The organism is Ramlibacter paludis, from assembly GCF_022012305.1.
In the GTDB taxonomy this organism is placed as follows: domain Bacteria; phylum Pseudomonadota; class Gammaproteobacteria; order Burkholderiales; family Burkholderiaceae_C; genus Ramlibacter; species Ramlibacter paludis.
The window spans coordinates 371,419-392,701 of record NZ_JAKLTM010000001.1 but is presented as its reverse complement, the minus strand read 5'-3'; the positions used below and the strand labels follow the sequence as shown (position 1 = coordinate 392,701).

Below are 21,283 nucleotides of genomic sequence, written 5' to 3'. Positions count from 1 at the left end.
CGGTCGATCCGTTCACAACATGCTCAAACTTCTCGCCATCTCCGTCGTCGCCGTTTCGCTGGCGGCCTGCTCCTCCATGTGGGGCGGCAATGCCAACGGCACGCAGCCCAATGCCGGCGCGACCAAGAACAGCTCGGACTCCAACAAGTCCGGCAACCCGGCGGCGGTGAGCCCCGGCAGCGCCGGCAAGTAAGCGCTACAGGACGAAGGGGCGGCCGGTGACCGGAGTCGTCGGCACCGCCATCTCCTGCTTGGCCATCACGCCCGATTCGTAGGCCAGCCGGCCCGCTTCGATCGCGAGCTTGAAGGCGCGCGCCATGGTCACGGGATCGTGCGCCTGCGCCACCGCGGAATTGAGCAGCACGGCGTCGTAGCCCAACTCCATCGCCTGTACGGCGTCCTTGGGCGAGCCGATGCCGGCGTCCACCACCAGGGGCACGCCCGGCAGCCGTGCGCGCAAGGTGCGCAGCGCCGTGGGATTCAGCAGGCCCTGGCCCGAGCCGATCGGCGCGCCCCAGGGCATCAGGATGCGGCAGCCCGCGTCGAGCAGGCGCTGGCAGGTGACGAGGTCGTCGGTGCAATACGGGAAGACTTCGAAGCCCTCGCGCGCGAGCGTGCGCGCTGCCTCGACCAGCTCGAAAGGGTCGGGCTGGAGCGTGTAGTCGTCGCCCACCACTTCCAGCTTGATCCAGTTCGTGCCGAACAGCTCGCGCGCCATTTGCGACAGCGTCACGGCCTCGCGCGCGCTGCGGCATCCGGCGGTGTTGGGCAGCAGGTGCGCGCCGCTTTCGCGGATCAGCTTGTAGAAATCGCCCGGCCCGCCGCCCGCGGCCAGCTGGCGCTTGAGGCCGACGGTGACGACCTGCGCGCCGGAGGAAACGATCGCTTCCTGCAGCACCTGCGGCGAGGGATAGCCGGCGGTGCCGAGGAAGAAGCGGCTCTGCAGGGCGACGCCCCCGATGGAGAAGGTCATGCTGTTCAACCCCCGGTGATGGGCTGGAAGGTGAAGACGGCGTCGCCGGCGCGCAGCTGCACGCCGCCGCGCGCGTCGCGCGCCACGAACTCGCCGTTGACGGCGGTGGCCAGCGCCTGCGGCGCCTGGCCCAGGGCCGCGACCAGGTCGGCCAGCGTGCTGCCCTCGGGCACGCTGCGCGGCTCGCCGTTGACGGTGATCTCTTGTTGCTTCATGTCAGGTCCTGCAAGGCCCGTTCGACCAGCGCCGGCGCGATGAGCCAGCCGTGGCGGAACAGGCCGTTGATGCGGGTCAGGCCGTCCTGCTGCTGCAACAGCGGCAGGTTGTCCGGCAGCGCGGGCCGCAGGTTGGATTCGCTATGGACGATGCGCGCCTCCGCCAGCTCCGGCAGCACGCTGTGCGCGGCCGCCAGCAGTTCGACGGTGCTGCGCAGCGACACCGGCGAGCGGTCTTCCGACTCGATCTCGCTGGCGCCCACGACCACGAGGTCGGGCGCGCGCGGCACGATGTAGACGCGGTGACGCGGATGCAGCAGCCGGATCGGCCGGTGCAGCGCGAGACCGGGCGCCTGCAGCCAGAAGATCTCGCCGCGCACGCCGCGCACCGGCAGCTCGGGCCGGGCGCCGGTGCCGCGCAGGTCGAACACGTGGTCGAAGCGATGTTCACCCTCGCCGGTCACCAGCAGGCCGGGCGCGGTGCGCGACACGCTTGTGCCCCAATGCCATTCGGCGCCGACGGCGCCGGCGGCCAGGGCCTGCATCGCCTGCACGGTGTGGATCTGTCCTTCGTGCGGCAGCAGCCAGGCATGCGAAGGCCCTTGCACAGACGGCTCGAGTTCGCGCAATTCCGCCGCAGCGAGGGCACGCGGTTCGTGGCCTGCGGGCGCCTTGCTGGCCAGCAGGTCCAGTACGCGCCGCGCCGAGCCTTCATCACCGCGATGCGCCACCAGCAGGCTGCCTTCGAAGCGGAACTCCACCGGCGCCGGCAGGCGCGCGAGCACCTGCGGCCACAGCTCCAGCGTGCGCAGTCCCAGCGCGAACACGCCCGCGTCCGCGCACTCCAGTTCCGCCACCGGGCTCAGCATGCCGGCCGCGGTCCAGCCCGCGGCGCCGCGGGCTTCCGCGTGCGCGGCCGGGTCGAACACATGCACGGCGTGGCCGCGCGCGCGCAGCTCGAACGCGAGCAGGCGGCCCAGCAGGCCGGCGCCGGCGATGCCGATCTTCATTTCGGGGAGTTGCCGCGAAGGGCGGCGCTGGAGAAAGAGGTGTGCTGCATGGCTCTTCTTACGCCGGTACGAACCGGTTCAAGTTCACGGGTTTGGTGGATTCCATCTCAGCGAAGGCGGCCTGCGCCACTCGCACCCCGGAGCGTGCTGCCAGTATACCGGCGGCGGGCAGCGCGGGCTTTTGGGGGCAGAATCGCCCTCCATGGCACGCAAGAAGGATGAAGGCGCAGGCGACCTCGACCAGGGACGCATGGACGAGGCGATGCTGCACGACCTGGTCGGCTACCAGCTGGCCCAGGCGCAGATCGCCACGCTCGCGGTTTTCTACGGTTCGGTCGGACGGCCGCTGGACCTGCGGCACGTGGAGTACACGGTGCTGGCGCTGATCAAGGAGAACCCGGCCTGCACGCCCGCCCGCCTGGCCAAGGAACTGGCCGTGACCGCCGGCAACATCACCATGTGGGTCGACCGGCTGGTGCAGCGCGAACTGGTGCGGCGCGAGGCCAGCGTGTCCGACCGCCGCGTGCAGCACCTGCACGTCACTCCCAAGGGCGAGGCGCTCGTGACCGCCGCGACGCGGCAGCTGCTGGAGGGCGAACGCAAGCGCATCACCGCCCTGTCGCCGGCCGAGCGCGCCCTGCTGGTGGAGCTGCTGCACAAGGTCGCGACCTGCCGCGACTGACGCCGGCGACATCCTTCATTAGCTGAACAGCGGCTTGCCTGATCCTTAGGGGAAAACGCTAGTCCTCGGGCGGCCGAATACTTCATACGATGAAGTTGTTTTGCCCGCCCAAGAGGAGACAGTCCCATGATCCAACGGCCCTTGAGCCATGCCGCGACCGCGGCTGCCGTGCTCGTCGCGCTCTCCGCCTGTGGTGGCGGCGGCGGCGACTCGACGCCCCCGCAGCTGAGCCCCGCCGTCGGTGCGGCGCTCTCGTCCTGCACGGACCTCGTCGCGCGCATCGCCATCCCGAACACCAACATCACTGCGGCCAACGCCATCGCGGCCGGCACGCTCACCATCGCCGGCACGCCGGTGCCGGCGCACTGCCAGGTCACGGGCCGCATGTTCCCGCGCACCGGCATCGACGGCAACAGCTACGCCATCGGTTTCGAGATGCGCCTGCCCAACGCGTGGAACGGCCGCTTCTTCTACCAGGCCAACGGCGGCATCGACGGCAGCATCGGCACGGCCACCGGCCCGGTCGGCGGCGGCGGCCCTCTCAATAACGCGCTGAAGATGGGCTTTGCCGTCATCAGCTCCGATGCCGGCCACGCCGGTTCGCTCGGCCCGTTCTTCGGCCTCGACCCGCAAGCCCGCCTCGACTACGGCTACCAGGCCGTCGGCAAGCTCACGCCCATGGCCAAGAGCCTGATCCAGACCGCCTACGGCAAGGGCCCGGACCGCTCGTACATCGGCGGCTGTTCCAACGGCGGCCGGCACACCATGGTGGCGGCGTCGCGCTATGCCGACCAGTACGACGGCTACCTCGTCGGCGATCCGGGCTTCCGGCTGCCGCTGGCGGCCATCGCCAACATCGCCGGCGCGCAGGCGTACAACGCGGTGGCCACCACGCCGGGCGACCTGAACAGCGGCTTCACCCTCGCCGAACGCACGCTGGTCTCGAACGCCGTGCTCGCCAAGTGCGACGCGCTCGACGGCCTGTCGGACGGCACGGTGCAGGACATCAAGGCCTGCCAGGGCGCCTTCAACCTCGATCGCGACGTACCCACCTGCAGCGGCGCGCGCGACGGCAGCTGCCTGAGCGCCGCGCAGAAGACCACGATCGCCAAGCTGTTCTCGGGTGCCACCACCAGCACCGGCGCGAAGATCTACTCCAGCTTCCCCTTCGACAACGGCCTGGGCACGGTCGGCTGGGCGGTGTGGAAGTTCAGCAACCCGCTGTCGCTGGACTCGGGCGCGGTCGGCTTCATCTGGCAGGTGCCGCCGGAAAGCCGCACCGGCTTCAACGGCGCGAACTTCGCGCTGACCGGCAACGTCGACACCATGCTGGCCAAGGTCAACGCCACCGACGCGACCTTCACCGAAAGCGCGATGTCCTTCATGACGCCGCCGGACCGTCCCAACCTGGACACGCTGCGCAACCGCGGCGCCAAGATGATGGTCTACCACGGCACGGCCGACCCGATCTTCTCCAGCGACGACACCACCGCGTGGTACGACTCGCTGCAGGCGCGCTACGCCGATGCCCGCGGCTTCTCGCGCTTCTACCGCGTGCCCGGCATGAACCACTGCTCCGGCGGCCCGTCCACCGACCAGTTCGACATGCTCACGCCGCTGGTGGACTGGGTCGAGAAGGGTGTGGTGCCCGACAGCGTGACGGCCACTGCGCGCGGCGCCGGCAACCTCGGCCTCGTCAACGGCGACCTGCCTCAGGGCTGGGCTGCCAACCGCACCCGTCCGCTGTGCAGCTACCCGGCGGTCGCGCGCTACAAGGGCAGCGGCAGCGTGGAGTCGGCCGAAAGCTTCAACTGCGCACTGCCCAGCTTCTGAAGCAGCGCTTTTCCTAAGCCAAACCCATGGGCCGCGGTGGATACTGCGGCCCATGGCGCTTCCGGACCGCCCATTGCACATCGGCATCGTCGGCTGCTCGGCCGAAGGTGCGGCGCTCTGCTACCGCACCATCTGCCAGGGGGGCGCCGAACTGCTAGGCCCGCACGCCCATCCCGAGGTCTCGATGCACACGCCTTCGCTGGCGGCGTATATCGGCTTCCTCGAGCGCGGCGAACTCGACGAAGTGGCGAACCTCATGCTGGCGTCCGCCAACAAGCTTGCGCAAGCCGGCTGCGATTTCCTGATCTGCCCCGACAACACCCTGCATGCGGCCTTCGACCTGATGCAGCCGCGTTCCCCCTTGCCCTGGCTGCACATCGCCGACGTGGTGGCGGCCGAAGCACAAAGGCGCGGCTTCAAGCGCATCGGCCTGACCGGCACGCGCTGGCTGGTCGACAGCGAGGTCTATCCCGACATGCTCGCCAGGCGCGGCCTGGCCTGCGTGAAGCCGGGCGCGGCGGAGCGCGCGAAGATGGAACGCATCATCCTGGACGAACTCGTCAACGGCGAGTTCAAGGCGCCCAGCATCGCGTGGTTCCAGCAATTGATCGCGGCCTTGCACCGGCAAGGCTGCGACGCGGTGGCGCTCGCCTGCACGGAGATTCCGCTCGTGATCCACGATTCGAATTCGCCGCTGCCGACGCTGGACTCGACGCGGCTGCTGGCGCATGCGGCGCTGCGCAGGGCGGTGGGCGCAGCGTAAAGGCTAGGAGCGGCCGAACTCGTACGAGGCCATCGGCACCTTCATCACGTGGTCGACGAAGAGGCGGTGGCCGGTGTCGTCGCCCGCCGCGCCGGCAACGACCATCAACGGAACCAGGTGGTCTTCCCGAGGATGCGCGAGCCGCGCCGCCGGCGCCTGGGCCCAGTGCGCCAGCATCTCGTTGCGCTGCTGCGCATCGGGCTGCGTGATGGCCTCGTTCAGCCAGTCCTCGAAGGCGGTCGCGGGGGCCGTCGACGCATCCTGGTTGAAGCCGCGCATGTTGTGGTACGTGAGCCCGCTGCCGAGGATCAGCACGCCTTCGTCGCGCAGCGGCTGCAGCGCCTGGCCGGCGCGCAGGTGTTCGCGCGGGTCGTAGCCCGACTTCATCGACAGCAGGACCACGGGCACATCCGCGTCGGGATACATGAGGTACAGCGGCACGAAGGTGCCGTGGTCGTAGCCGCGCTCCGGGTCCTCGCCGCAGGGCAGGCCCGCGTCCTGCAGCAGGCCCTTCACGCGCGCCGCCAGCGCGGGCGACCCGGGCGCCGGATATTGCAGCTCGTAGGTGTGTTCCGGAAAGCCGTAGTAGTCGTAGTCCATGCTGGGCCAGGTCGCGGTCGACACCATGAACTGCGGAGCTTCCCAATGGCCGGTGATCACCAGCACTGCCTTCGGTTTTCCGGCAGGCGCTCCGGCAGCGCGCCGATCTCGCCCACGGTCTTGGCGAAGGCGGCGCGCCGGTCCTCCATCCAGGGCCAGGGGCCGCCGCCATGCGAGACGAAGTAAACGGGGAAACGCGCAGTCGCCATGGTGGGATCCTTTCCGGCCAGGCGAAAGGTTACTCCGATCCGATTGCGGGATTGGCGCCGCGCTGGTCCGGCCTTGTCCGACACCGCCGGCGGGCCGGGGGCCGTTGAATGGAGGTCAAGAGAGAAAGGACCTCCGCATGAAAACCCGCAAAGCACTGGGCTTCGCCCTGCTGGCTGCGGCCTGCGCAGCCTCTGCCATTGCCGCGCCCCCCGCCAAGGACGGCGTGAAGGACCCGGAAACCGGGATCACCCTGCATCCGCCCAAGCACGACACCCAGGCCCCGCCCGGCAGCAAGCAGGAAAAGTTTGCCGCCGAAGTGAAGGCCGCGATGCAGCGCGTGGCGACCGTCACCAAGAAGGCGGTGCACAAGGCCGACGTGGCCTTCCGTGACGCCACCCGCAGCAACAAGACCTGATGCGCCACCACGATCCGCACCGTCCCCGCAACCTGCCGCGCATGCACCTGAGCGCCGGCGGGCATCACCTGCACGCCTGGGTGGCGCGCAGCGCGGAGGAGCACGCGCTGGGCCTCATGCACCGGCAGCAGCTCGGGGATGGCGAAGGCATGCTGTTCGTGTGGGACGTGCCGGAGCGCAAGAGCTTCTGGATGAAGGACACGCCGTTGCCCTTGTCGGTCGCCTTCCTGGAAGAAGACGGCACCATCGTCCGCCTGGCCGACATGGAGCCGCACTCGCTGGAGGGCCACGCGTCCGGCCGGCCGGTACGCTTCGTCCTGGAAGTCAACCAGGGCTGGTTCGAGGACAAGGGCATAGCGCCCGGCATGCGGCTGGACGGCCCGTGCTTTGCAACCACCACAGGGAGCTGACCATGTCGCTGCTTTGGATCGCGTTCTACGTGCTGATCGCACTGTTCCTGGCGGCGATCGTCGCCAAGATCGGCAAGCGCATCGCGCGCCACGGCCACCAGCCGCAGCGCAGCGAACGGCCCTGGCGTTAAGCGCTAGCGCTTGCCGGCGGCATAGGCTGCGGTCGCGGCCAGCGCGTCTTCGACCTTCACGTCGATTTCGCTGACTCCCTCGGGCAGCACGATCACGCCGTCCTCGTCGGCCACGAGCCGCCGGCCCGGCGTGAAGGTGATGCCGCCGAAAGTGACGGGCACGTCGACTTCGCCCGAGCCGCTGCGGCCGGCCCGCTTGGGCACCGTCCCCAGCGCCTTCACGCCGATGTCGATGGCGTCGATCTCCAGGCCGTCGCGGATCACGCCATGCACCACCACGCCCGCCCAGCCATTGCGGCTGGCCATGCCTGCCATCACGTCGCCGAACAGCGCCCGCGCGAACGAGCCGCCGCCGTCGATCACCAGCACCTGGCCCGGGCCGGGCTGGGTGACCAGGTCGCGCATCAGGGCGATGTCCAGTTCGTCGCGGCAGCGGATCGTGCGGATCACGCCGGCAAAGGCGCGGCGCCGGCCCCAGCCGCGAAACGGCAGGGCGCAGGCCTCGGCGTCTTCGCAGGCGTCGCAGAGGTCGGAGGTCTTCAGGGTCATGCCGCCATTACACCCCGCGCGGCCGTCTCCGGGACACTACCTAGAACTTTGCACTGGCTGGCGCGGCGCCAGTCTGCCGCTATCATTGCCCGCTTCAAAAATTGAAGCGAAGAAGATCCCGATGCACCACGTCCTGCTGGCCGCTGCTGCGGCCATCCTGCTCTCCGCCTGCGCGGCGCCCACCGAAACCCTCGCCGAGCGCCCGGCGGTCAAGTGCGACGTGGTCGAGCCCGGCGTCGGCAGCCGCATCCCCAAGCGCGAGAACTGCGTCCGCACGCCCTGATCTGGAATTCGTAGGGTGGGTTCGCGCCAGCGACCCCACCACTCACGCGGTCAGCGTGAGCAGCACATCCGCATACCAGGCGCAATTCAGCCCGAGCGACTCGTCCTTCTCCAGGTCGCGCGTGCCCATGTCCATGCGCGCGGAGTGCACGCCCAGCAGCCGCCAGGGCATGGCCGCGCCTGCGCTCGTGTCGCGCATCACCACCGGCGAGCCGCTGGAGCCGCGGTGCATGCGCGCGTCGGTCAGGAAGTAGCCCTGGCCCTGGAAGCGCACGCCGAAGGACGAAGCGATGATCGCGTGCCGTACCACCGGCAGGTGATGCACCGTGTCGTAGAAACCGAGCGGAAACCCCGGCACCAGCACCGTCGCGCCGACGGCGATGGCGTCCAGTTCCGGCTGCAGGTTGGCGGTGCCGAAGCAGGACAGCACGGCGTCGGGAGGAAGCACGGAGCGGTCGATCTCCAGCGCAGCCACGTCGATCTCGCCGCCGCTGTCTTTCCCCTGCCGCCAATCGGCCTGGCCATCGCGGTACAGGAGCAGCGACAACACCACCGTGCGCGTGAGGTTCACCGGGTCGGTGTGCACCGTGATTTCGATGCGATCGGGGAGGTGCTTGTTCGCGGCGTCGTACAGGACGTGGCGGCTGGTGACCAGGAAGAGGCGCGGCCCGCGTTCGAAGAAGAAGCCGGTGGCGGCGGTGAGGGGGCGGGTGCCGAGGAAGGTGCTGATGCGCGTTGCGCTCAGCAGCAGGGGCTCGGCCAGCGCGCGCGCAACGGGCCGGGCCGCCGGCGGGGCGGGAGAAGCGGGCAAGCTCAGGACTGCGTGGGCTCGGGTTCGGGAACCGCGGGCGCACTTTGCTGGCCGGCCGCCTTCTTCTGGGCGGCCTTCTCTTCCTTCTTGCGCTTCTTCTCCAGCTCGCGCTGGCGCTTCTCGTAGCTGTAATTCGGTTTCGGCACGCGGAGCTCCTGCTTGATGCGGTTGGCTCCAGTATGCGCCCCTTTTTCGCGGCCGCGCCAAAACGCCCCTGGCGGGCGGGTATTCTCGGCGCTCCCATGGAAGATGCCAACCAGATCCAGGTGCCCGAATCCTTCCTGGCGCTCTTTGCCGCGCCGGGCGGCTACAAGCTGACCGAGCCCATGGCATACGTGCGCGAGCGCTACGAGCTGTGCGAGGACATGGCCCAGATGCTCACGGAGCAGGCAGCGGCACGGCAGTTCCAGCTGGGCGTGCCGGGCCAGGAAGTGCTGGACCGGATGCTGGAAGGCCTGGCCGCGGAAGGCTCGCCGCTGCAGCCGGCGGAAGCCGGCTGGGTCGTCAAGCGGCTGGCTGAACTGCTGTCCTGGTAGCTCAGGCCGGCGGCAGCGCGATGCGCACGCGCGCCCCGCCCAGCGCCCCGCGCTCGAGCGCCAGCGTCCCGTTGTGGCTGGCCACCAGGTCGTTCACCACGTGCAGGCCCACGCCATGGCCGGGCACCCGCTCGTCGGCGCGCACATGCAGCTGCAGCACCGAGCGGGTGTCGCTGAAGCCCGGCCCGTCGTCATCGACCGTGATCGCCATGCCGCCGGCCGCGCGCTGGACCTCGACGCGTACGCGCTTGCGCGCCCACTTGGCGGCGTTGTCCATCAGGTTGCCCATCATCTCGAACAGGTCGCCCTCGTCGATGCGCCAGTTCATCGCGTCGGGACAGGCGATCTCGAACTGGAGCTCCTTCTCCGCATAGACCTTGGCCAGCGCTTCGCGGATGCGATGCAGCACCGGCGCGATGGGAATCGCCGGCGTGAAGCGCGTGGCCCCGCCGGCTGCCGCGCGACCGAGCTGGTGCTGCACGATGTCGTCCATGCGCCCGACCTGCTCGCGCACCGTGGCCGGCAGCTGCGCCGGCTCGCCGAGCGCGTTGCGCAGCACCGCCAGCGGGGTCTTCAGGCTGTGCGCGAGGTAGCTGAGCGCTTCCTTGTAGCGGGTCTGCCGCACGCGCTCCTGCTGGATCAGCGTGTTGAGGTTTTCCGTGAGGCCGGTGAGTTCGGTGGGATAGCGGCCCTCGATCGCCGCCTGCTGGCCGCCCTCGATCCGGCCCACTTCCTGCGCCACGCGCTGCAGCGGCGCCAGGCCCCATTGCAGCAGCAGCAGCTGCGCCAGCAGCAGCAGCGCGCCGGCGCCGCCGAGCCAGGCCCAGAGCGTGCGGGCGAAGACGTTGATCTCGTGGTCGAATTCCGCCTTGTCTTCCAGCACCGACAGCACCAGCGGCGCGTCGCCGTTGCGGCCGGCCCAGCGCACGCCGTAGGTCACGCCCAGGTAGGACTTGGCCCCCGCAGCGATCGTCTCCATGTGCCACTCGCCGGGCTTCGCCTCGCTGCGGAAGGGCGGCGTGGTGCCCAGCGTCGACGCCGACTGCCAGGCTTCCTTGCGGTTGGTGTTGAAGATGCCGGCATAGAGGCCGGAGGCCGGCAGCGACAGCCGCGGCTCGGCAAACTCGGGCGGCATCACCAGCGCGCCGCGCTCGTCGAGCTCAGCGCGCGCCAGCAGCAGGTAGATGGTGCCTTGCAGGCGGCTGAAGTGGACGGCGCGCACGCTGTCGGCATGGGCGCGCTGCACCGCGATGCCGGCGCCGGCCATGAAGGCCACCAGCACCAGCGCCGCCCCGAGGAGGAGTCGCGCGCGCAGCGAGTAGCCGCCCGGCGTCATCCCAGGGTAAAGCGATAGCCGCGGCCGCGCACGGTTTCGATCGGCGCCAGCGTGCCTTGCGGGTCCAGCTTGCGGCGCAGCCGCCCGATCAGCACTTCCAGCACGTTGCTGTCGCGGTCCTCGCCGTGCGGATAGAGGTAGTCCGACAGCTCCTGCTTGGTGACGACGCGCGCGCGTTCGCGCACCAGGAATTCCAGCAGCCGGTATTCGAAGGCGGTCAGCTCCAGCGGCGCGCCATCGAGCTTCACGGCCTGCGCGCCCAGGTCGATGCTGAGGGGGCCGAAGTTCGCCACGTCGGCCACGGCCTGCATCGAGCGCCGCAGCAGCGCCTTCACCCGCGCCGCCAGCTCCGGGTACTCGAAGGGCTTGGTCATGTAGTCGTCGGCGCCGGCTTCCAGACCGGTCACCTTGTCCTGCCAGCTGGAGCGGGCGGTGAGGATCAGCATGGGCATGGTGCGGCCTTCGGAGCGCAGCCGCTGCACGATGGTGAGCCCGTTGATCTTCGGCAGCCCCAGGTCGACGATGGCCAGGTCGAAGGGATATTCCTGGGCGAGGAACAGGCCCTCGGCGCCGTCGCCCGCTTCGTCGACGCGATAGCCCTCGGCTTCCAGCTGGCGCTTGAGGCCCTGGCGCAGGGCGGCGTCGTCCTCGATCAGCAGCAGGCGCATGGGCGCTAGGAGGTGCGGCCGGTGGCGACGTCCACCAGGATCACGCGCACGTCGCCGCGCGCCGTCAGCACCTTCACGCGCCATACCGGCTTGCCGCCGGATTCGGAGCGCTCCACGGCCAGCACCCGCCCGTTGCTCGCGCGCTGCGCGATGGCCGCCGCGTCGTCGCGGCTCACGTCCGCCCAGGCGGTCGTGGCCACGGCCAGCAGCAGGGCGCAGGTCAGGCGGGCAAGCGTTTTCATGACGGGTCTTCAGGTCCTCGTTGGTGGGTCAGCGACGCTGGCGATGGTACTCCCGCTCGAGCGGTTCCACCGACACGCGCACCTGCAGGTTGGGGCCCGGGTTCTCGCGCATGACGGTGCTGTACTGCTGGCCGTGGTACTCGTAGTTGACGCGGTAGCCGGTCAGGCGGTTCTGCACGTCGACCACCTGGCGGCAGCTGCGCACTTCGCGCTGGTCCTGCACGTATTGCGGCTGCTGGCCGCTGGTGGCCACGCTGTTGCCGACCATCGCGCCCGCAACGGCGCCGGCGGCGGTCGCGGCTTCCTTGCCGTGGCCCTTGCCGACCTGGTTGCCCAGCACGCCGCCCACGACCGCGCCGATGGCGATGCCGGGAAGGCTGTTGCCCTGGGCCTGCACCGGGCGGGCTTCGTTCACCCACTGGCTGCTGCACTCCTCGCGCGGCACCTGCACGCTTTCATATTGGGGCTCGACGCTGCGCACGCGCGCGTTGTCGACGAAGCCTTGCGGCTGGGCGATGGCGCCGGCGGCAGCGGCGGCCAGGGCGGTAAGAAGGGCGATACGTTTCATTTCTTCAAGACTCCTCGTTTTGGAAGGGGCGCCGCCAGCTTAAGCGGCGCCCCATGAACGCAAGCTGAACGGATCAGCGAACGACTTCGAACGTCCAGGACTTGCGGGATGCGTTGCCGGCGCGGTCGCGCACCTCGATTTCGGCGGTGTGGCGGCCCATGCGCAGGTCCTCGCGGAAGCGCACTTCCTCGGCGGAGACCTGGGCGATCGAGGTCACGTCGCGGCCGTCCAGGCGCAGGCGCACCGTGGCCGGATCGACGCCGCTGCCCTCGTCGTCAAAGCGCACCGCCAGGTGAACGCGGGCGTTCTCGAAGACACGGATGCCTTCGGCCGGCGTCTCCGCGAAGATCCGCGGCGGGCTGGCGTCGCGAGCGACCGGGGGCACCGGCGGCACCGGACGCACGACCGGAGGAACCGGCACCACCACCGGCGGTTCCGCGCGCACGACCTCGAAGCTCCACGCCTTGCGGGTCGCGTTGCCCGAGCGGTCCCGCACCTCGATCTCGGCCGTGTGGCGGCCTTCGCGCAGGTCGTCGCGCCAGCGCACCTCGTCGGCGGTGACCTGCGCGGCGCCGGTCACGTCGCGGCCGTCCAGGCGCAGCCGCACGCTGGCGGGATCGACACCGCTGCCCTCGTCGCCCAGGCGAGCGAACAGGTGCACGCGGCCGCGCTCGCTCACGCGGACGCCGTCGCCGGGCGTCACGTCGGTGATGCGCGGCGGCTGCTCGTCGCGGCGTTCCTCGTCGCCGCGCACGTCGACGCGGGCCATCACACGCTGGTTGCCGACGCGCAGGACGGCGGTGGCGCGTTCGAAGGCGCGGGGGTCGTCGCGGCGGCGGACCGTGTAGTCGGCTTCGTAGACGCCCGGGCGGGTTTCCGTCATGGCGATGCCGCGCATCACGCCGGGGATGTCGACCGTGGCTTGCGCGCCGGGCACGCCCCGCAGGCGGAACCGGAGCTCCTTGCCCGGCTCGATCCGGCCGTGCGTGTTCAGCACGAAGCGCTCGATGGCGGGGCGCGCGAACTCCGCCCGGGCGGGTTGCGCGTGCGCCGGCGGCGTGGCGACCACGGCGGCGGCCAGCGGAAGGAACAGCAGCGCTGCTGCGGCACGGTTGCGGATGGCGGTGGTTTTCATGCGGGGACCTCCAGTGATTTGCTGTGGGTCCACTTTAGATACCGATGAGTGAACGCAGCCTGAACGGAACAATGCTTCAGATTATTTGATTTGTGCCCAGGCGCGCCATTGCGTAACCTCCTGTGCATGGACATCCAACCGATTGCCGGCGCGCTGGGCGCCGAAATTTCCGGGGTCGACCTGCGCGACCCCATCAGCCCGGCGCTGGCGGCGCAGCTGCGCGCGGCCTTCCTGCAGCACAAGGTGATCTTCCTGCGCCGGCAGCCGCTCACGCCCCAGCAGTTCCTGCGCTTTGCCGAAGCCTTCGGCACGCCCATCGAATATCCGTTCGTGAAGGGCATCGAAGGCTTCCCGATGATCATCGAGGTGAAGAAGCTGGAGCACGAGAAGGTCAACTTCGGCGGCGTCTGGCATTCCGACACCACCTACCTGCAGGAGCCGCCGCTGGGCTCCATGCTGCTGTCGCGCGAGGTGCCGCCCTATGGCGGCGACACGCTGTTCGCCAACCAGGAGCTGGCCTACGAGCGCCTGTCGGACACGATGAAGCAGGTGCTGGCGCCGCTGGTGGGCATCTCCAGCTCCGCCAAGGCCGACGTCTCGAAGACGCGCGAGGACCGCATCAAGAGCGACGGCAAGGAGGGCAAGCCCAGCGAATACCGGGCCGAGCATCCCATCGTGCGCACGCATCCCGAAACCGGGCGCAAGTCGCTGTACGTGAACGAGGCGCACACGAGCGGCATCGTCGGCATGACCGACGCCGAGAGCGCGCCGCTGCTGCAGTTCCTGTTCGCGCACCAGGTCCGGCCGGAATTCACCTGCCGCTTCCGCTGGGACGCCGACTGCATCGCCTTCTGGGACAACCGCTGCGCGATGCACAACCCGGTGAACGACTACCACGGCTACAAGCGGCTGATGCACCGCATCACCTTGCAGGGCACCAGGCCCGTCTAGCGCGGCGGGATCAGCGCGTCGCAGAGCGCGACGAAGCGCGCGGCCGCCGGCGACAGCTTGTGGCCACGGATGGTGATGACCGCGATGGTGCGGTTCATCACCGGGCGCGTGATGCGCAGCGTCTTCAACGGCGTGCCCGGCGGCACCGCCACGCCTGGCAGCACGCCCACCCCCAGCCCTGCCTCCGCCATCGCGACGAGGGTGCTGACGTGGGTGAACTCGTAGTTCAGGTCCGGGCTCAGGCCCTGCGCCTTGAGCACGTCCGCCAGCTGGTGATGGAACTGGGAACCCCCTGACAGCGCCAGCAGCGGCAGTTTCGCCAGCTCGCGCAAGGTGATGGTCGGCTTGGCCGCGGCGGGGCTTCGCGGCGGCACCAGCGCCACGTATTCGTCGACGAAGATGGGCGCGAATTCGAGCTCGCCCTTGCGCTCCTGCTGCGGGCCGATGCCGAAATCGACCTCGCGCCGGCGCACCGCTTCGAGCAGGTCCGGCAGCGCCAGCTCGCGCACCCGCACCGCGATGCCCGGATACTGGCGCGCGAAGTCGACCAACAGGGCCGGCAGGCGGCTGCTGGCCACCGATGGCACGCAGGCAAAGGCCAGCTGCCCTTGCTGCACCTGCGCGGTCTGCTGCAACTGCACCAGCGCGCCGTCGATCTCGGCCATCGCCTTGCGGGCGGCGATCACCAGCTGCTCGCCCTCCCGGGTGAGTTCGACCCGCCGCGTGGTGCGCTGGAACAGGGCGACGCCCAGGCGCTCTTCCAGCTGCTTGACCTGCATGCTCACCGCCGGCAGCGACAGGTGCTGCTGCTCGGCGGCCTTGCGGAAGCTGCCGTTGTCCGCCACGGCCAGGAAGGTGCCCAGCAGCTTGAGGTTGATCTTCATCGTGCGCGCAGAATAAACGCACCGGGATCATGTCGAAATCCGGGCGCCTCGCGCGACATTGTCCAGGCGCCGCATGGTGCGGCGCCGTTCTCCCCAAGGAGTGAACGATGGAATACCTCTTGCTGATCCACTCGGACGACACGCCCATGAAGTCCATGCCCCAGGACACCATCGCCGCGCGCATCGCGGCCTACGGCGCCTACACCAAGGCCCTGAAGGACGCCGGCGTGCTGCGCGGGTCGAACCGGCTGCGTCCGGCCAGTACCGCCACCACGGTGCGCGTGCGCGACGGGAAGACCGACGTGCAGAACGGCCCCTTCATCGAGACCCGTGAAGAGCTCGGCGGCTACTACCTAATCGACGTGAAGGACCTGGACGCGGCCCTGTCGTGGGCGGCACGCTGCCCGGGTGCGGCCGATGGAGCCATGGAAGTGCGGCCGGTGTGGGCCATGGGCGACTACTGAGCGCGATGGAAGACGGGGCAGGCGCCGCGCAAGCGGCGGAAGCCGCGGCGCGGCGCAGCTACGGCAAGCTGGTGGCCTTCCTGGCCGCCCGCACGCGTGACGTCGCCGGCGCCGAGGACGCCTTGTCGGAAGCCTTCGCCAGCGCGCTGGCGGATTGGCCGGTGCGCGGCGTGCCGGCCAGCCCCGAGGCCTGGCTGCTGACGGTCGCGCGCCGGCGCATGGTCGACGCGGTGCGGTCGCGCATCCATGCGGAGGACGCGGCCGCATACCTGTTGTTGCTGGAAGAAGTCGCTGAGCCGGTGGACGACGCCGGCATCCCCGACGAGCGCCTGCGCCTGATGTTCGTCTGCGCGCATCCGGCGCTGGCCGCCAACGTGCGCGCGCCGCTGATGCTGCAGGCCGTGCTGGGATTCGACGCGGCCGCGATCGGCTCTGCCTTCCTGGTGGCGCCGGCCGCCATGGGCCAGCGCCTGGTGCGCGCCAAGGCCAAGATCCGCGAGGCCGGCATCGCCTTCGAGGTGCCGCCGCGCGCGGCCTGGCCCGAGCGGCTGGACGCGGTGCTGGCGGCGGTCTATGCCGCCTATGCGGAAGGCTGGAGCGACGCCGAGGGCACGGATCCGCAGCGGCGCAACCTGGCCGACGAAGCGATCTGGCTGGGCCGCCTGCTGGCGCAGTTGCTGCCGCAGGAGCCGGAGCCGCTCGGGCTGCTGGCACTGATGCTGCATGCGCAGGCGCGGCGCCCGGCGCGGCGCGATGCGAGAGGCGGCTACGTGCCGCTCGCGCAGCAGGACCCGTCGCGCTGGGATGCGGCCATGGTGGACGAAGCCGAGTCCCTGTTGCTGCGGGCCAGCCGCTTCGGCGCCGCCGGCCGCTACCAGCTGGAGGCGGCGGTGCAGTCGGCGCATGCGGTGCGGCGCCATGGCGGCGCCCCGGATTGGGCGGCGATCGTCACGCTGTACGAGGCCTTGCAGGCGCTCACCGGCTCGCCGCTGGCCGCGCTCAATCGCGCGGTGGCGCTGGCGCATGCGGGCGATGCGGCGGCGGGGCTGGCGGCACTCGAATCCCTGGCCGGGCTGGACGACTACCAGCCGTACTGGGCCGCACGGGCTGACCTGCTGGCGCGCGCGGGCCGGGCGCGGGAGGCCGCGCCGGCGTACGAGCGGGCGATCGGGCTGGAGCGGGATCCGGCGGTACGGGACTTCCTCCAGGCGCGGCTGGCCCGGCTCGGCGAGCGCTAGGGTGGGTTCGCGAACGCGACCCCAGCAAGCGTGCGCTGCGCGTAGCATCCCCGGCCATGAAGCTCCTCCTGCGCGCCTTCGCCTTCATTCACGCCATCATGGCGCTGCTCTTCGCCGCGGCCGCGCTGGCGCTGGTCGCCATCGCGGCCCGCACCGGCTGGCTGGCGCTCAGTGAAGGCTTCACCGGCGAGGCCGCGCAGCAGGTCATCGAAGCCATCGGCCTGCTGGCGGCGGGCGTGGTGGCGCTGCAGATCGCGCAGACCGTCGCGGAAGAGGAGGTCGTGCGCGAAGCGCAGGTCAGCGCGCCCACGCGCGTGCGGCGCTTCCTCTCGCGCTTCTTCGTCGTGCTGATCGTCGCCATGGCCATCGAGGCGCTGGTGGCGACCTTCAAGGCCATCCACGAGCAGCCCGCGCAGCTGGTCTACGCCGCGGCCATCACGATCGCCACCGGCGTGCTGCTGGCGGCCTGGGGGCTTTTCATCCGCCTGAACACGGCGGCCGAGGAACTCGAGCCGGAGGCGATGGCAGAAGCCAAGCGCGAGGACAACAAGCTCGGGTAAGCCTCAGGCCGACTTGACCTCGATGTAGAGCCGGGTCACCGCCGGGCAGCGCTCCTTCACGCGTTGCTGGATGCGCTGCACGGTTTCGGCAACGTCGCCGCTGGGGAGTTCCGGCCGCACGTGCACGTCGAAGGTGACCAGCACGTCGTCGGGGCCGACGTACATCGACAGCACCGGCCCGGCGCGGTGCACGCTGTCCTCGGCGGTCGCCAGCTCCCGGATCTCGCGCGCCAGCGCCGGCGAGACCCCTTCTCCCACCAGCAGCCCGCGCGACTCGCGGATCAACAGCACCGCCACGCCGGCCAGCAGCACGCCGATGGCCATGGAAGCGACGCCGTCCAGGGCCGGTTCGTCGAAGGCGTGGCTGGCGAACACGCCGATCGCCGCGATCACCAGGCCGGCCAGCGCGGCGCTGTCTTCCGCCAGCACGGTGAAGGTGGTCGGGTCCTTGCTGGCGCGCAGGGCATGCCACAAGGTGCCCGGTCCGCGTTCGGTCTTGAACTGGCGCCACGCCAGCGCCAGGCTGATGCTCTCAAACACGAAGGCGCAGGCGAGCACGACGTAGTTCCAGGTCGGGTCCTCCAGCGGTGCGGGTTCGCGCACGTGCAGGACGCCTTCGTAGAAGGAAACGCCGCCGCCGAGGCCGAAGATCAGCACGCCGACGATCAGGCTCCAGAAGTACAGCTCCTTGCCGCGGCCGAAGGGATGCGCCGGCGATGCCGGTTTCTGGCTTTGCTTGAGTCCCACCAGCAGCAGCGCGCCGTTGCCCGTGTCGACCAGCGAGTGGATGCCCTCGGACATCATCGACGAGCTGCCGGTCACGCCCGCCGCGATGAACTTGGTGACCGCGATGGCGAGGTTGGCGCCCATGGCGCCGTAGATCGCAATCCGCGACTCAGCCACGCGCTGCCCGCTCAGCGGGAGGCATGCTGCTGCGCCTGCCGTTGCGCGGCCAGCTCGCGTTCCTTCTTGTTGGCATGGTGGCGGCCGACCAGGCAGCCGCCGATGGCGCCCAGCACCCCGTGGTGGCCGGCGACGTGGCCGGCAGCGCCGCCGACGGCAGCGCCCTTGAGGCAGCCCTTGGCATTGGCCGCAGGGGCGGCGACGGCGAGGCAGGCCGCCAGCACGGCGGCAAGGGGAACGATCTTCATGGCGGCTCCGGTTGAAGTGGTTTTGCGGTCGATTCTGGGCAGGAGCGCGCCAGCGCTGCGTCGGAAGCGCGGCGCGTTGCGGGTAGGACAGGGCACAGGATTTCCCCGGCCCGGGGGATACTCGCGGGCATGAGCACGCTTGCCACGCCCCGTCTCCAGTTCTTCGCCGATCTCTCGGTCCAGGTCGACCAGCCGCAGGAAGTCGGCAAGGTCTTCGGCGCGCAGCGGCGCGTCATTCCCATCCTCGGCGGCGAGGTCGTCGGCGACGGCTGGCGCGGCCGCATCCTGCCCGGCGGCGCGGACTTCCAGCTGATCGCCAGCGCCACGGTGGCGCAGCTCGATGCGCGCTACGTGGTCGAGACCGATGCGGGCGACCGCATCTTCGTGATGAACCGGGCCTTGCGCTCGGCGCCCGCGGAGGTGACGGCCAAGCTGATCCGCGGCGAGCCGGTCGATCCGGCGCTGGTGTACTTCCGCTGCGTGCCCACCTTCGAGACGGGCTCGCCGGCGCTGGCGTGGATCATGGAGCGGATCTTCGTCGGCACCGGGGTGCGGCGGCCGGACAAGGTGGAGATCAGCGTCTTCGCGGTGGAGTGAGCGCGGCGCGCCGCCTCAATGCGGCACTTCCGCCGGCGCGCCGGCCGCCTGCCGCCTGGGCGTGCGCATCAGCACCAGCAGCGGAATCGCCAGCACCGTCACCGCCATCATCACCCAGAAGTCGTTGATGTACGCCAGCAGCGAAGCCTGGCGTGTCACTTCCATGTTCAACGCCGCCAGGCCGCCCGCGGTGGACGGGTCCATCAGCGGTGGCAGCGCCGCCAGGCCCGCGTTGCCCGGGCCCACCAGCGAGGCCAGCTGCGCATGGTTCTGCGCCACGCCGCGCGTCAGCAGCGCCTGCACGATCGAGATCCCCACCGCGCCGCCGATGTTGCGCAGCAGGCTGAAGATCGGCGTGCCCTCGTTGCGCAGCCGCGGTGCGAGGGTCGCGAAGGCGGCGGCCGACAGCGGCACGAAGGTGAAGCCGATGCCCAGGCCCTGGATGAAGCCGGACCACACGATCAGGCTGGAGTCCATCTGCAGCGTGATGTGCGTCATCTGCCACAGCGAGAAGGCCGTCAGCAGGAAGCCGGTGGCCATGATCATGCGCAGGTCCACCTTGGTCACCAGCCGGCCGACCACGATCATCGCGAGCATGGTGCCGATGCCGCGCGGCGCCGTCACCATGCCGGTATAGACCACCGGGTAGGCCATCAGCGTCTGCAGGAAGGTAGGCAGCAGCGCCATCGTCCCGTACAGGACCACGCCGACGATGAAACCGAACAGCAGGCCGGTGACGTAGTTGCGGTCCTTGAGCAGGTCGCGGTCGAAGAAGGACGTGCCTTGCACCGTCCAGGTGTGCACCGCGAAGAAGGCAAAGGCGACCAGCGCGCCCGCCGCTTCGACCTGGATCTCCAGCGCGTCGAACCAGTCGAGCAGTTCGCCGCGGTCCAGCAGCATCTGCAGCAGGCCGATGGCGACGGAGAGCGACACCAGCCCGAACAGGTCCAGCTTCTGCGGCGCAGGCCGGTTCTCGGGCAGGTAGCGGGCTATGCCCCACAGCGCGAACAGGCCGACCGGCAGGTTGATGAAGAACACCCAGCGCCAGTCGAAGTTCTCGGTGAGCCAGCCGCCCAGCAGCGGCCCGAGGATGGGGCCGACCATGATGCCGGCGCCCCAGATCGCCATGGCCTGGCCCACCTTCTGCGGCGGGTTGATGTCCAGCAGCACGGCCTGCGACAGCGGCACCAGCGCGGCGCCGAACACGCCTTGCAGCAGCCGCGCGATGACAATGGTGTTGAGCGACGTGGCCATGCCGCACAGCGCGGAGGCGATGGTGAAGCCCACCACCGACACGATGAAGACCTTGCGCCGGCCCCATTGCGCGCACAGCCAGCCGGTGAGCGGCAGCGCGATGGCCGAGGCGACGATGTACGAGGTGAGCACCCAGGTGATCTGGTCCTGCGAGGCCTGCAGGCTGCCTTGCATGTGCGGCAGGGCCACGTTGGCGATGGTGGTGTCCAGCGCCTGCATGATCGTGGCCAGCATGATGGAAAGCGTGATCATCCCGCGGTGCGGGAAGTCGTGCTGCTGCGAAACGCTCATTCTTCTTCCGGTGCCTCGCCGCCCGCGAGCTTGAGCAGTCCCTCGCGCGCTTTGCCCAGCAGGGCCAGCAGTTGCGTACGTTCCGCGGCGCTCAGGCCCGCGAGCGAGGCGGTGGTCAGCTCGTCACCGATGGCCAGCGCCTTGTCCATGGCCTTGCGCGCGCTGGGCAGCATGTGCAGTTCGTTGATGCGCCTGTCGTCGGCGCGCGGACGGCGCTCGATCCAGCCGGCGGTGGCCATGCGGTCGCACAGGCTCGCCACGCCCATGGGCGTGAGGCCCAGGCGCAGCGCCAGCTCGGCCTGCGACAAGGCCTGGTCGTCCTCGTGCGCCGCCAGCACGGCGAGCAGGCGGACCTGCGCCTGCGACAACCCCAGCTTTTCGCGGGCCGCCCGGTCGAACTGCTGGCCGTACTGCCGCGCCACGTCGGTCACCAGGAAGCCGAAGCGGCGGTCGAAGCTGGTTTTCATAAGCTGGCAGATTATAAATGGGTTTATGAAATCCCTGCCCGCCGCCGCCGTACCATG

General features: G+C 70.1%; 32 protein-coding genes and 1 riboswitch. Of the genes, 14 read left to right on the top strand and 18 right to left on the bottom strand.

Translation table 11 applies throughout. The annotated features are described in order from the left end of the window. The first annotated feature begins 19 nt into the window (after positions 1 to 19). A complete protein-coding gene (locus tag LZ009_RS02035) occupies positions 20 to 193 on the top strand; it encodes a hypothetical protein (RefSeq protein ID WP_275696211.1) in 174 nt (57 codons plus the stop codon). 3 nt (positions 194 to 196) lie between these two features. Here LZ009_RS02035 and LZ009_RS02030 read toward each other — a convergent pair whose 3' ends face one another. From LZ009_RS02030 to LZ009_RS02020, 3 genes are read right to left on the bottom strand one after another with little or no spacing between them, the layout of a single operon-like run. Continuing rightward, positions 197 to 973 carry a thiazole synthase gene (locus LZ009_RS02030; protein ID WP_275696210.1) on the bottom strand — a complete coding sequence of 259 codons (777 nt, stop codon included), beginning with the start codon at positions 971 to 973 and terminating at the stop codon, positions 197 to 199. Between the two features lie 5 nt (positions 974 to 978). Beyond that, positions 979 to 1,188, bottom strand: coding sequence for a sulfur carrier protein ThiS (gene thiS / locus LZ009_RS02025; RefSeq protein WP_275696209.1), 210 nt, complete (start codon positions 1,186 to 1,188; stop codon positions 979 to 981). Next, a complete protein-coding gene (locus LZ009_RS02020) occupies positions 1,185 to 2,198 on the bottom strand; it encodes an FAD-dependent oxidoreductase (RefSeq protein WP_275696208.1) in 1,014 nt (337 codons plus the stop codon). Before LZ009_RS02020 ends, thiS begins: the two co-directional genes overlap by 4 nt. Positions 2,199 to 2,236: 38 nt before the next feature. Continuing rightward, a riboswitch (TPP riboswitch) is annotated at positions 2,237 to 2,348 on the bottom strand. 52 nt (positions 2,349 to 2,400) lie between these two features. Between LZ009_RS02020 and LZ009_RS02015 the strand changes: the two genes are divergently transcribed. The 3 genes from LZ009_RS02015 to LZ009_RS02005 all read left to right on the top strand — a co-directional run bounded on the left by LZ009_RS02015 (position 2,401) and on the right by LZ009_RS02005 (position 5,476). Continuing rightward, the gene (locus tag LZ009_RS02015) at positions 2,401 to 2,880 is read left to right on the top strand and encodes a MarR family winged helix-turn-helix transcriptional regulator (protein ID WP_275696207.1); all 480 of its coding nucleotides are present in this window, start codon (positions 2,401 to 2,403) and stop codon (positions 2,878 to 2,880) included. Between the two features lie 126 nt (positions 2,881 to 3,006). Beyond that, the gene (locus tag LZ009_RS02010; protein ID WP_275696206.1) at positions 3,007 to 4,713 is read left to right on the top strand and encodes a tannase/feruloyl esterase family alpha/beta hydrolase; all 1,707 of its coding nucleotides are present in this window, start codon (positions 3,007 to 3,009) and stop codon (positions 4,711 to 4,713) included. A gap of 52 nt (positions 4,714 to 4,765) precedes the next feature. Continuing rightward, the gene (locus LZ009_RS02005; RefSeq protein WP_275696205.1) at positions 4,766 to 5,476 is read left to right on the top strand and encodes an aspartate/glutamate racemase family protein; all 711 of its coding nucleotides are present in this window, start codon (positions 4,766 to 4,768) and stop codon (positions 5,474 to 5,476) included. A 3-nt stretch (positions 5,477 to 5,479) separates the two neighbouring features. On the opposite strand, the gene LZ009_RS02000 is transcribed toward LZ009_RS02005, so the two are convergent. Continuing rightward, positions 5,480 to 6,136, bottom strand: coding sequence for a DODA-type extradiol aromatic ring-opening family dioxygenase (locus LZ009_RS02000; protein ID WP_275696204.1), 657 nt, complete (start codon positions 6,134 to 6,136; stop codon positions 5,480 to 5,482). Next, on the bottom strand, positions 6,133 to 6,285 hold the full coding sequence (locus LZ009_RS01995; protein ID WP_275696203.1) for a hypothetical protein: 153 nt from the start codon (positions 6,283 to 6,285) through the stop codon (positions 6,133 to 6,135). The genes LZ009_RS02000 and LZ009_RS01995 overlap by 4 nt, the downstream gene beginning before the upstream one ends. A gap of 137 nt (positions 6,286 to 6,422) precedes the next feature. Here LZ009_RS01995 and LZ009_RS01990 point away from each other — a divergent pair, with 137 nt between their 5' ends. From LZ009_RS01990 to LZ009_RS01980, 3 genes are read left to right on the top strand one after another with little or no spacing between them, the layout of a single operon-like run. Next, positions 6,423 to 6,701, top strand: coding sequence for a hypothetical protein (locus tag LZ009_RS01990; RefSeq protein WP_275696202.1), 279 nt, complete (start codon positions 6,423 to 6,425; stop codon positions 6,699 to 6,701). Beyond that, positions 6,701 to 7,111 carry a DUF192 domain-containing protein gene (locus LZ009_RS01985; protein WP_275696201.1) on the top strand — a complete coding sequence of 137 codons (411 nt, stop codon included), beginning with the start codon at positions 6,701 to 6,703 and terminating at the stop codon, positions 7,109 to 7,111. Before LZ009_RS01990 ends, LZ009_RS01985 begins: the two co-directional genes overlap by 1 nt. A gap of 2 nt (positions 7,112 to 7,113) precedes the next feature. Next, complete coding sequence (locus tag LZ009_RS01980; RefSeq protein WP_275696200.1) at positions 7,114 to 7,242, top strand: hypothetical protein; 129 nt, start codon at positions 7,114 to 7,116, stop codon at positions 7,240 to 7,242. Positions 7,243 to 7,245: 3 nt separating this feature from the next. Here LZ009_RS01980 and rraA read toward each other — a convergent pair whose 3' ends face one another. Then, complete coding sequence (rraA, locus tag LZ009_RS01975) at positions 7,246 to 7,791, bottom strand: ribonuclease E activity regulator RraA (protein ID WP_275696199.1); 546 nt, start codon at positions 7,789 to 7,791, stop codon at positions 7,246 to 7,248. Positions 7,792 to 7,912: 121 nt separating this feature from the next. Here rraA and LZ009_RS01970 point away from each other — a divergent pair, with 121 nt between their 5' ends. Continuing rightward, positions 7,913 to 8,074, top strand: a complete 162-nt coding sequence (locus LZ009_RS01970; RefSeq protein ID WP_275696198.1) for a hypothetical protein — start codon at positions 7,913 to 7,915, stop codon at positions 8,072 to 8,074. A gap of 42 nt (positions 8,075 to 8,116) precedes the next feature. Here the strand turns inward: LZ009_RS01970 and LZ009_RS01965 are convergent, their stop codons facing one another. Both LZ009_RS01965 and LZ009_RS01960 read right to left on the bottom strand, forming a co-directional pair. After that, positions 8,117 to 8,890, bottom strand: a complete 774-nt coding sequence (locus LZ009_RS01965) for a trypsin-like serine peptidase (RefSeq protein ID WP_430300197.1) — start codon at positions 8,888 to 8,890, stop codon at positions 8,117 to 8,119. After that, positions 8,887 to 9,030, bottom strand: coding sequence for a hypothetical protein (locus LZ009_RS01960; protein WP_275696197.1), 144 nt, complete (start codon positions 9,028 to 9,030; stop codon positions 8,887 to 8,889). Before LZ009_RS01960 ends, LZ009_RS01965 begins: the two co-directional genes overlap by 4 nt. 96 nt (positions 9,031 to 9,126) lie before the next feature. Here LZ009_RS01960 and LZ009_RS01955 point away from each other — a divergent pair, with 96 nt between their 5' ends. After that, complete coding sequence (locus tag LZ009_RS01955; RefSeq protein WP_275696196.1) at positions 9,127 to 9,420, top strand: ATPase with chaperone activity; 294 nt, start codon at positions 9,127 to 9,129, stop codon at positions 9,418 to 9,420. A 1-nt stretch (position 9,421) separates the two neighbouring features. On the opposite strand, the gene LZ009_RS01950 is transcribed toward LZ009_RS01955, so the two are convergent. The 5 genes from LZ009_RS01950 to LZ009_RS01930 all read right to left on the bottom strand — a co-directional run bounded on the left by LZ009_RS01950 (position 9,422) and on the right by LZ009_RS01930 (position 13,369). Further along, positions 9,422 to 10,756: an ATP-binding protein gene (locus LZ009_RS01950; protein WP_275696195.1), complete on the bottom strand. Its 1,335-nt coding sequence runs from the start codon at positions 10,754 to 10,756 to the stop codon at positions 9,422 to 9,424. Next, a complete protein-coding gene (locus LZ009_RS01945; protein ID WP_275696194.1) occupies positions 10,753 to 11,424 on the bottom strand; it encodes a response regulator transcription factor in 672 nt (223 codons plus the stop codon). The genes LZ009_RS01950 and LZ009_RS01945 overlap by 4 nt, the downstream gene beginning before the upstream one ends. 5 nt (positions 11,425 to 11,429) lie before the next feature. Further along, positions 11,430 to 11,666 carry a PepSY domain-containing protein gene (locus LZ009_RS01940; protein WP_275696193.1) on the bottom strand — a complete coding sequence of 79 codons (237 nt, stop codon included), beginning with the start codon at positions 11,664 to 11,666 and terminating at the stop codon, positions 11,430 to 11,432. Positions 11,667 to 11,694: 28 nt separating this feature from the next. Continuing rightward, the gene (locus tag LZ009_RS01935) at positions 11,695 to 12,234 is read right to left on the bottom strand and encodes a glycine zipper 2TM domain-containing protein (RefSeq protein WP_275696192.1); all 540 of its coding nucleotides are present in this window, start codon (positions 12,232 to 12,234) and stop codon (positions 11,695 to 11,697) included. A 73-nt stretch (positions 12,235 to 12,307) separates the two neighbouring features. Beyond that, positions 12,308 to 13,369, bottom strand: a complete 1,062-nt coding sequence (locus LZ009_RS01930) for a hypothetical protein (protein ID WP_275696191.1) — start codon at positions 13,367 to 13,369, stop codon at positions 12,308 to 12,310. 126 nt (positions 13,370 to 13,495) lie between these two features. Here LZ009_RS01930 and LZ009_RS01925 point away from each other — a divergent pair, with 126 nt between their 5' ends. Continuing rightward, positions 13,496 to 14,320 carry a TauD/TfdA dioxygenase family protein gene (locus tag LZ009_RS01925; RefSeq protein ID WP_275696190.1) on the top strand — a complete coding sequence of 275 codons (825 nt, stop codon included), beginning with the start codon at positions 13,496 to 13,498 and terminating at the stop codon, positions 14,318 to 14,320. Here the strand turns inward: LZ009_RS01925 and LZ009_RS01920 are convergent. After that, entirely contained in the window at positions 14,317 to 15,204 is an 888-nt protein-coding gene (locus LZ009_RS01920; protein ID WP_275696189.1) for a LysR family transcriptional regulator, read from the bottom strand. The two genes, LZ009_RS01925 and LZ009_RS01920, sit on opposite strands and share 4 nt — an antisense overlap. Before the next feature lie 107 nt (positions 15,205 to 15,311). On the opposite strand from LZ009_RS01920, the gene LZ009_RS01915 reads away from it, so the two are divergent. Genes LZ009_RS01915 through LZ009_RS01905 form a run of 3 tightly spaced genes read left to right on the top strand, consistent with a single transcriptional unit; the run spans position 15,312 to position 17,466 of the window. Further along, positions 15,312 to 15,668 carry a YciI family protein gene (locus LZ009_RS01915; RefSeq protein WP_275696188.1) on the top strand — a complete coding sequence of 119 codons (357 nt, stop codon included), beginning with the start codon at positions 15,312 to 15,314 and terminating at the stop codon, positions 15,666 to 15,668. A 5-nt stretch (positions 15,669 to 15,673) separates the two neighbouring features. Then, positions 15,674 to 16,906 (top strand): RNA polymerase sigma factor, encoded by a 1,233-nt coding sequence (locus LZ009_RS01910; protein ID WP_275696187.1) that lies wholly within the window; start codon positions 15,674 to 15,676, stop codon positions 16,904 to 16,906. Positions 16,907 to 16,962: 56 nt separating this feature from the next. Continuing rightward, on the top strand, positions 16,963 to 17,466 hold the full coding sequence (locus tag LZ009_RS01905; RefSeq protein ID WP_275696186.1) for a hypothetical protein: 504 nt from the start codon (positions 16,963 to 16,965) through the stop codon (positions 17,464 to 17,466). A gap of 3 nt (positions 17,467 to 17,469) precedes the next feature. Here LZ009_RS01905 and LZ009_RS01900 read toward each other — a convergent pair whose 3' ends face one another. Together LZ009_RS01900 and LZ009_RS01895 are read right to left on the bottom strand one after the other, a co-directional pair. Beyond that, positions 17,470 to 18,369, bottom strand: coding sequence for a cation diffusion facilitator family transporter (locus LZ009_RS01900; RefSeq protein ID WP_275696185.1), 900 nt, complete (start codon positions 18,367 to 18,369; stop codon positions 17,470 to 17,472). 11 nt (positions 18,370 to 18,380) lie between these two features. After that, positions 18,381 to 18,617 (bottom strand): hypothetical protein, encoded by a 237-nt coding sequence (locus LZ009_RS01895; protein ID WP_275696184.1) that lies wholly within the window; start codon positions 18,615 to 18,617, stop codon positions 18,381 to 18,383. 129 nt (positions 18,618 to 18,746) lie between these two features. Between LZ009_RS01895 and LZ009_RS01890 the strand changes: the two genes are divergently transcribed. Continuing rightward, positions 18,747 to 19,214: a DUF3237 domain-containing protein gene (locus LZ009_RS01890; RefSeq protein ID WP_275696183.1), complete on the top strand. Its 468-nt coding sequence runs from the start codon at positions 18,747 to 18,749 to the stop codon at positions 19,212 to 19,214. A 15-nt stretch (positions 19,215 to 19,229) separates the two neighbouring features. On the opposite strand, the gene LZ009_RS01885 is transcribed toward LZ009_RS01890, so the two are convergent. Then, positions 19,230 to 20,759 (bottom strand): DHA2 family efflux MFS transporter permease subunit, encoded by a 1,530-nt coding sequence (locus LZ009_RS01885; RefSeq protein WP_275696182.1) that lies wholly within the window; start codon positions 20,757 to 20,759, stop codon positions 19,230 to 19,232. Beyond that, positions 20,756 to 21,226, bottom strand: a complete 471-nt coding sequence (locus tag LZ009_RS01880) for a MarR family winged helix-turn-helix transcriptional regulator (RefSeq protein ID WP_275696181.1) — start codon at positions 21,224 to 21,226, stop codon at positions 20,756 to 20,758. The genes LZ009_RS01885 and LZ009_RS01880 overlap by 4 nt, the downstream gene beginning before the upstream one ends. Positions 21,227 to 21,283: the final 57 nt, after the last annotated feature.

Bases quoted from the DNA above. Each gene is read 5' to 3' on its own strand.
- LZ009_RS02035 (WP_275696211.1), top strand. From the start codon at position 20: ATGCTCAAACTTCTCGCCATCTCCGTCGTCGCCGTTTCGCTGGCGGCC.
- LZ009_RS01910 (WP_275696187.1), top strand. From the start codon at position 15,674: ATGGAAGACGGGGCAGGCGCCGCGCAAGCGGCGGAAGCCGCGGCGCGG.
- LZ009_RS02015 (WP_275696207.1), top strand. From the start codon at position 2,401: ATGGCACGCAAGAAGGATGAAGGCGCAGGCGACCTCGACCAGGGACGC.
- LZ009_RS02005 (WP_275696205.1), top strand. From the start codon at position 4,766: ATGGCGCTTCCGGACCGCCCATTGCACATCGGCATCGTCGGCTGCTCG.
- LZ009_RS01930 (WP_275696191.1), bottom strand. From the start codon at position 13,369: ATGAAAACCACCGCCATCCGCAACCGTGCCGCAGCAGCGCTGCTGTTC.
- LZ009_RS02020 (WP_275696208.1), bottom strand. From the start codon at position 2,198: ATGAAGATCGGCATCGCCGGCGCCGGCCTGCTGGGCCGCCTGCTCGCG.
- LZ009_RS01905 (WP_275696186.1), top strand. From the start codon at position 16,963: ATGAAGCTCCTCCTGCGCGCCTTCGCCTTCATTCACGCCATCATGGCG.
- LZ009_RS01895 (WP_275696184.1), bottom strand. From the start codon at position 18,617: ATGAAGATCGTTCCCCTTGCCGCCGTGCTGGCGGCCTGCCTCGCCGTC.
- LZ009_RS01980 (WP_275696200.1), top strand. From the start codon at position 7,114: ATGTCGCTGCTTTGGATCGCGTTCTACGTGCTGATCGCACTGTTCCTG.
- LZ009_RS01935 (WP_275696192.1), bottom strand. From the start codon at position 12,234: ATGAAACGTATCGCCCTTCTTACCGCCCTGGCCGCCGCTGCCGCCGGC.
- LZ009_RS01920 (WP_275696189.1), bottom strand. From the start codon at position 15,204: ATGAAGATCAACCTCAAGCTGCTGGGCACCTTCCTGGCCGTGGCGGAC.
- LZ009_RS01955 (WP_275696196.1), top strand. From the start codon at position 9,127: ATGGAAGATGCCAACCAGATCCAGGTGCCCGAATCCTTCCTGGCGCTC.
- LZ009_RS01880 (WP_275696181.1), bottom strand. From the start codon at position 21,226: ATGAAAACCAGCTTCGACCGCCGCTTCGGCTTCCTGGTGACCGACGTG.
- LZ009_RS01915 (WP_275696188.1), top strand. From the start codon at position 15,312: ATGGAATACCTCTTGCTGATCCACTCGGACGACACGCCCATGAAGTCC.
- LZ009_RS01885 (WP_275696182.1), bottom strand. From the start codon at position 20,759: ATGAGCGTTTCGCAGCAGCACGACTTCCCGCACCGCGGGATGATCACG.
- LZ009_RS02030 (WP_275696210.1), bottom strand. From the start codon at position 973: ATGACCTTCTCCATCGGGGGCGTCGCCCTGCAGAGCCGCTTCTTCCTC.
- LZ009_RS01945 (WP_275696194.1), bottom strand. From the start codon at position 11,424: ATGCGCCTGCTGCTGATCGAGGACGACGCCGCCCTGCGCCAGGGCCTC.
- LZ009_RS01995 (WP_275696203.1), bottom strand. From the start codon at position 6,285: ATGGCGACTGCGCGTTTCCCCGTTTACTTCGTCTCGCATGGCGGCGGC.
- LZ009_RS01985 (WP_275696201.1), top strand. From the start codon at position 6,701: ATGCGCCACCACGATCCGCACCGTCCCCGCAACCTGCCGCGCATGCAC.
- LZ009_RS01970 (WP_275696198.1), top strand. From the start codon at position 7,913: ATGCACCACGTCCTGCTGGCCGCTGCTGCGGCCATCCTGCTCTCCGCC.
- thiS (WP_275696209.1), bottom strand. From the start codon at position 1,188: ATGAAGCAACAAGAGATCACCGTCAACGGCGAGCCGCGCAGCGTGCCC.
- LZ009_RS01940 (WP_275696193.1), bottom strand. From the start codon at position 11,666: ATGAAAACGCTTGCCCGCCTGACCTGCGCCCTGCTGCTGGCCGTGGCC.
- LZ009_RS01925 (WP_275696190.1), top strand. From the start codon at position 13,496: ATGGACATCCAACCGATTGCCGGCGCGCTGGGCGCCGAAATTTCCGGG.
- rraA (WP_275696199.1), bottom strand. From the start codon at position 7,791: ATGACCCTGAAGACCTCCGACCTCTGCGACGCCTGCGAAGACGCCGAG.
- LZ009_RS02010 (WP_275696206.1), top strand. From the start codon at position 3,007: ATGATCCAACGGCCCTTGAGCCATGCCGCGACCGCGGCTGCCGTGCTC.
- LZ009_RS01890 (WP_275696183.1), top strand. From the start codon at position 18,747: ATGAGCACGCTTGCCACGCCCCGTCTCCAGTTCTTCGCCGATCTCTCG.
- LZ009_RS01990 (WP_275696202.1), top strand. From the start codon at position 6,423: ATGAAAACCCGCAAAGCACTGGGCTTCGCCCTGCTGGCTGCGGCCTGC.
- LZ009_RS01950 (WP_275696195.1), bottom strand. From the start codon at position 10,756: ATGACGCCGGGCGGCTACTCGCTGCGCGCGCGACTCCTCCTCGGGGCG.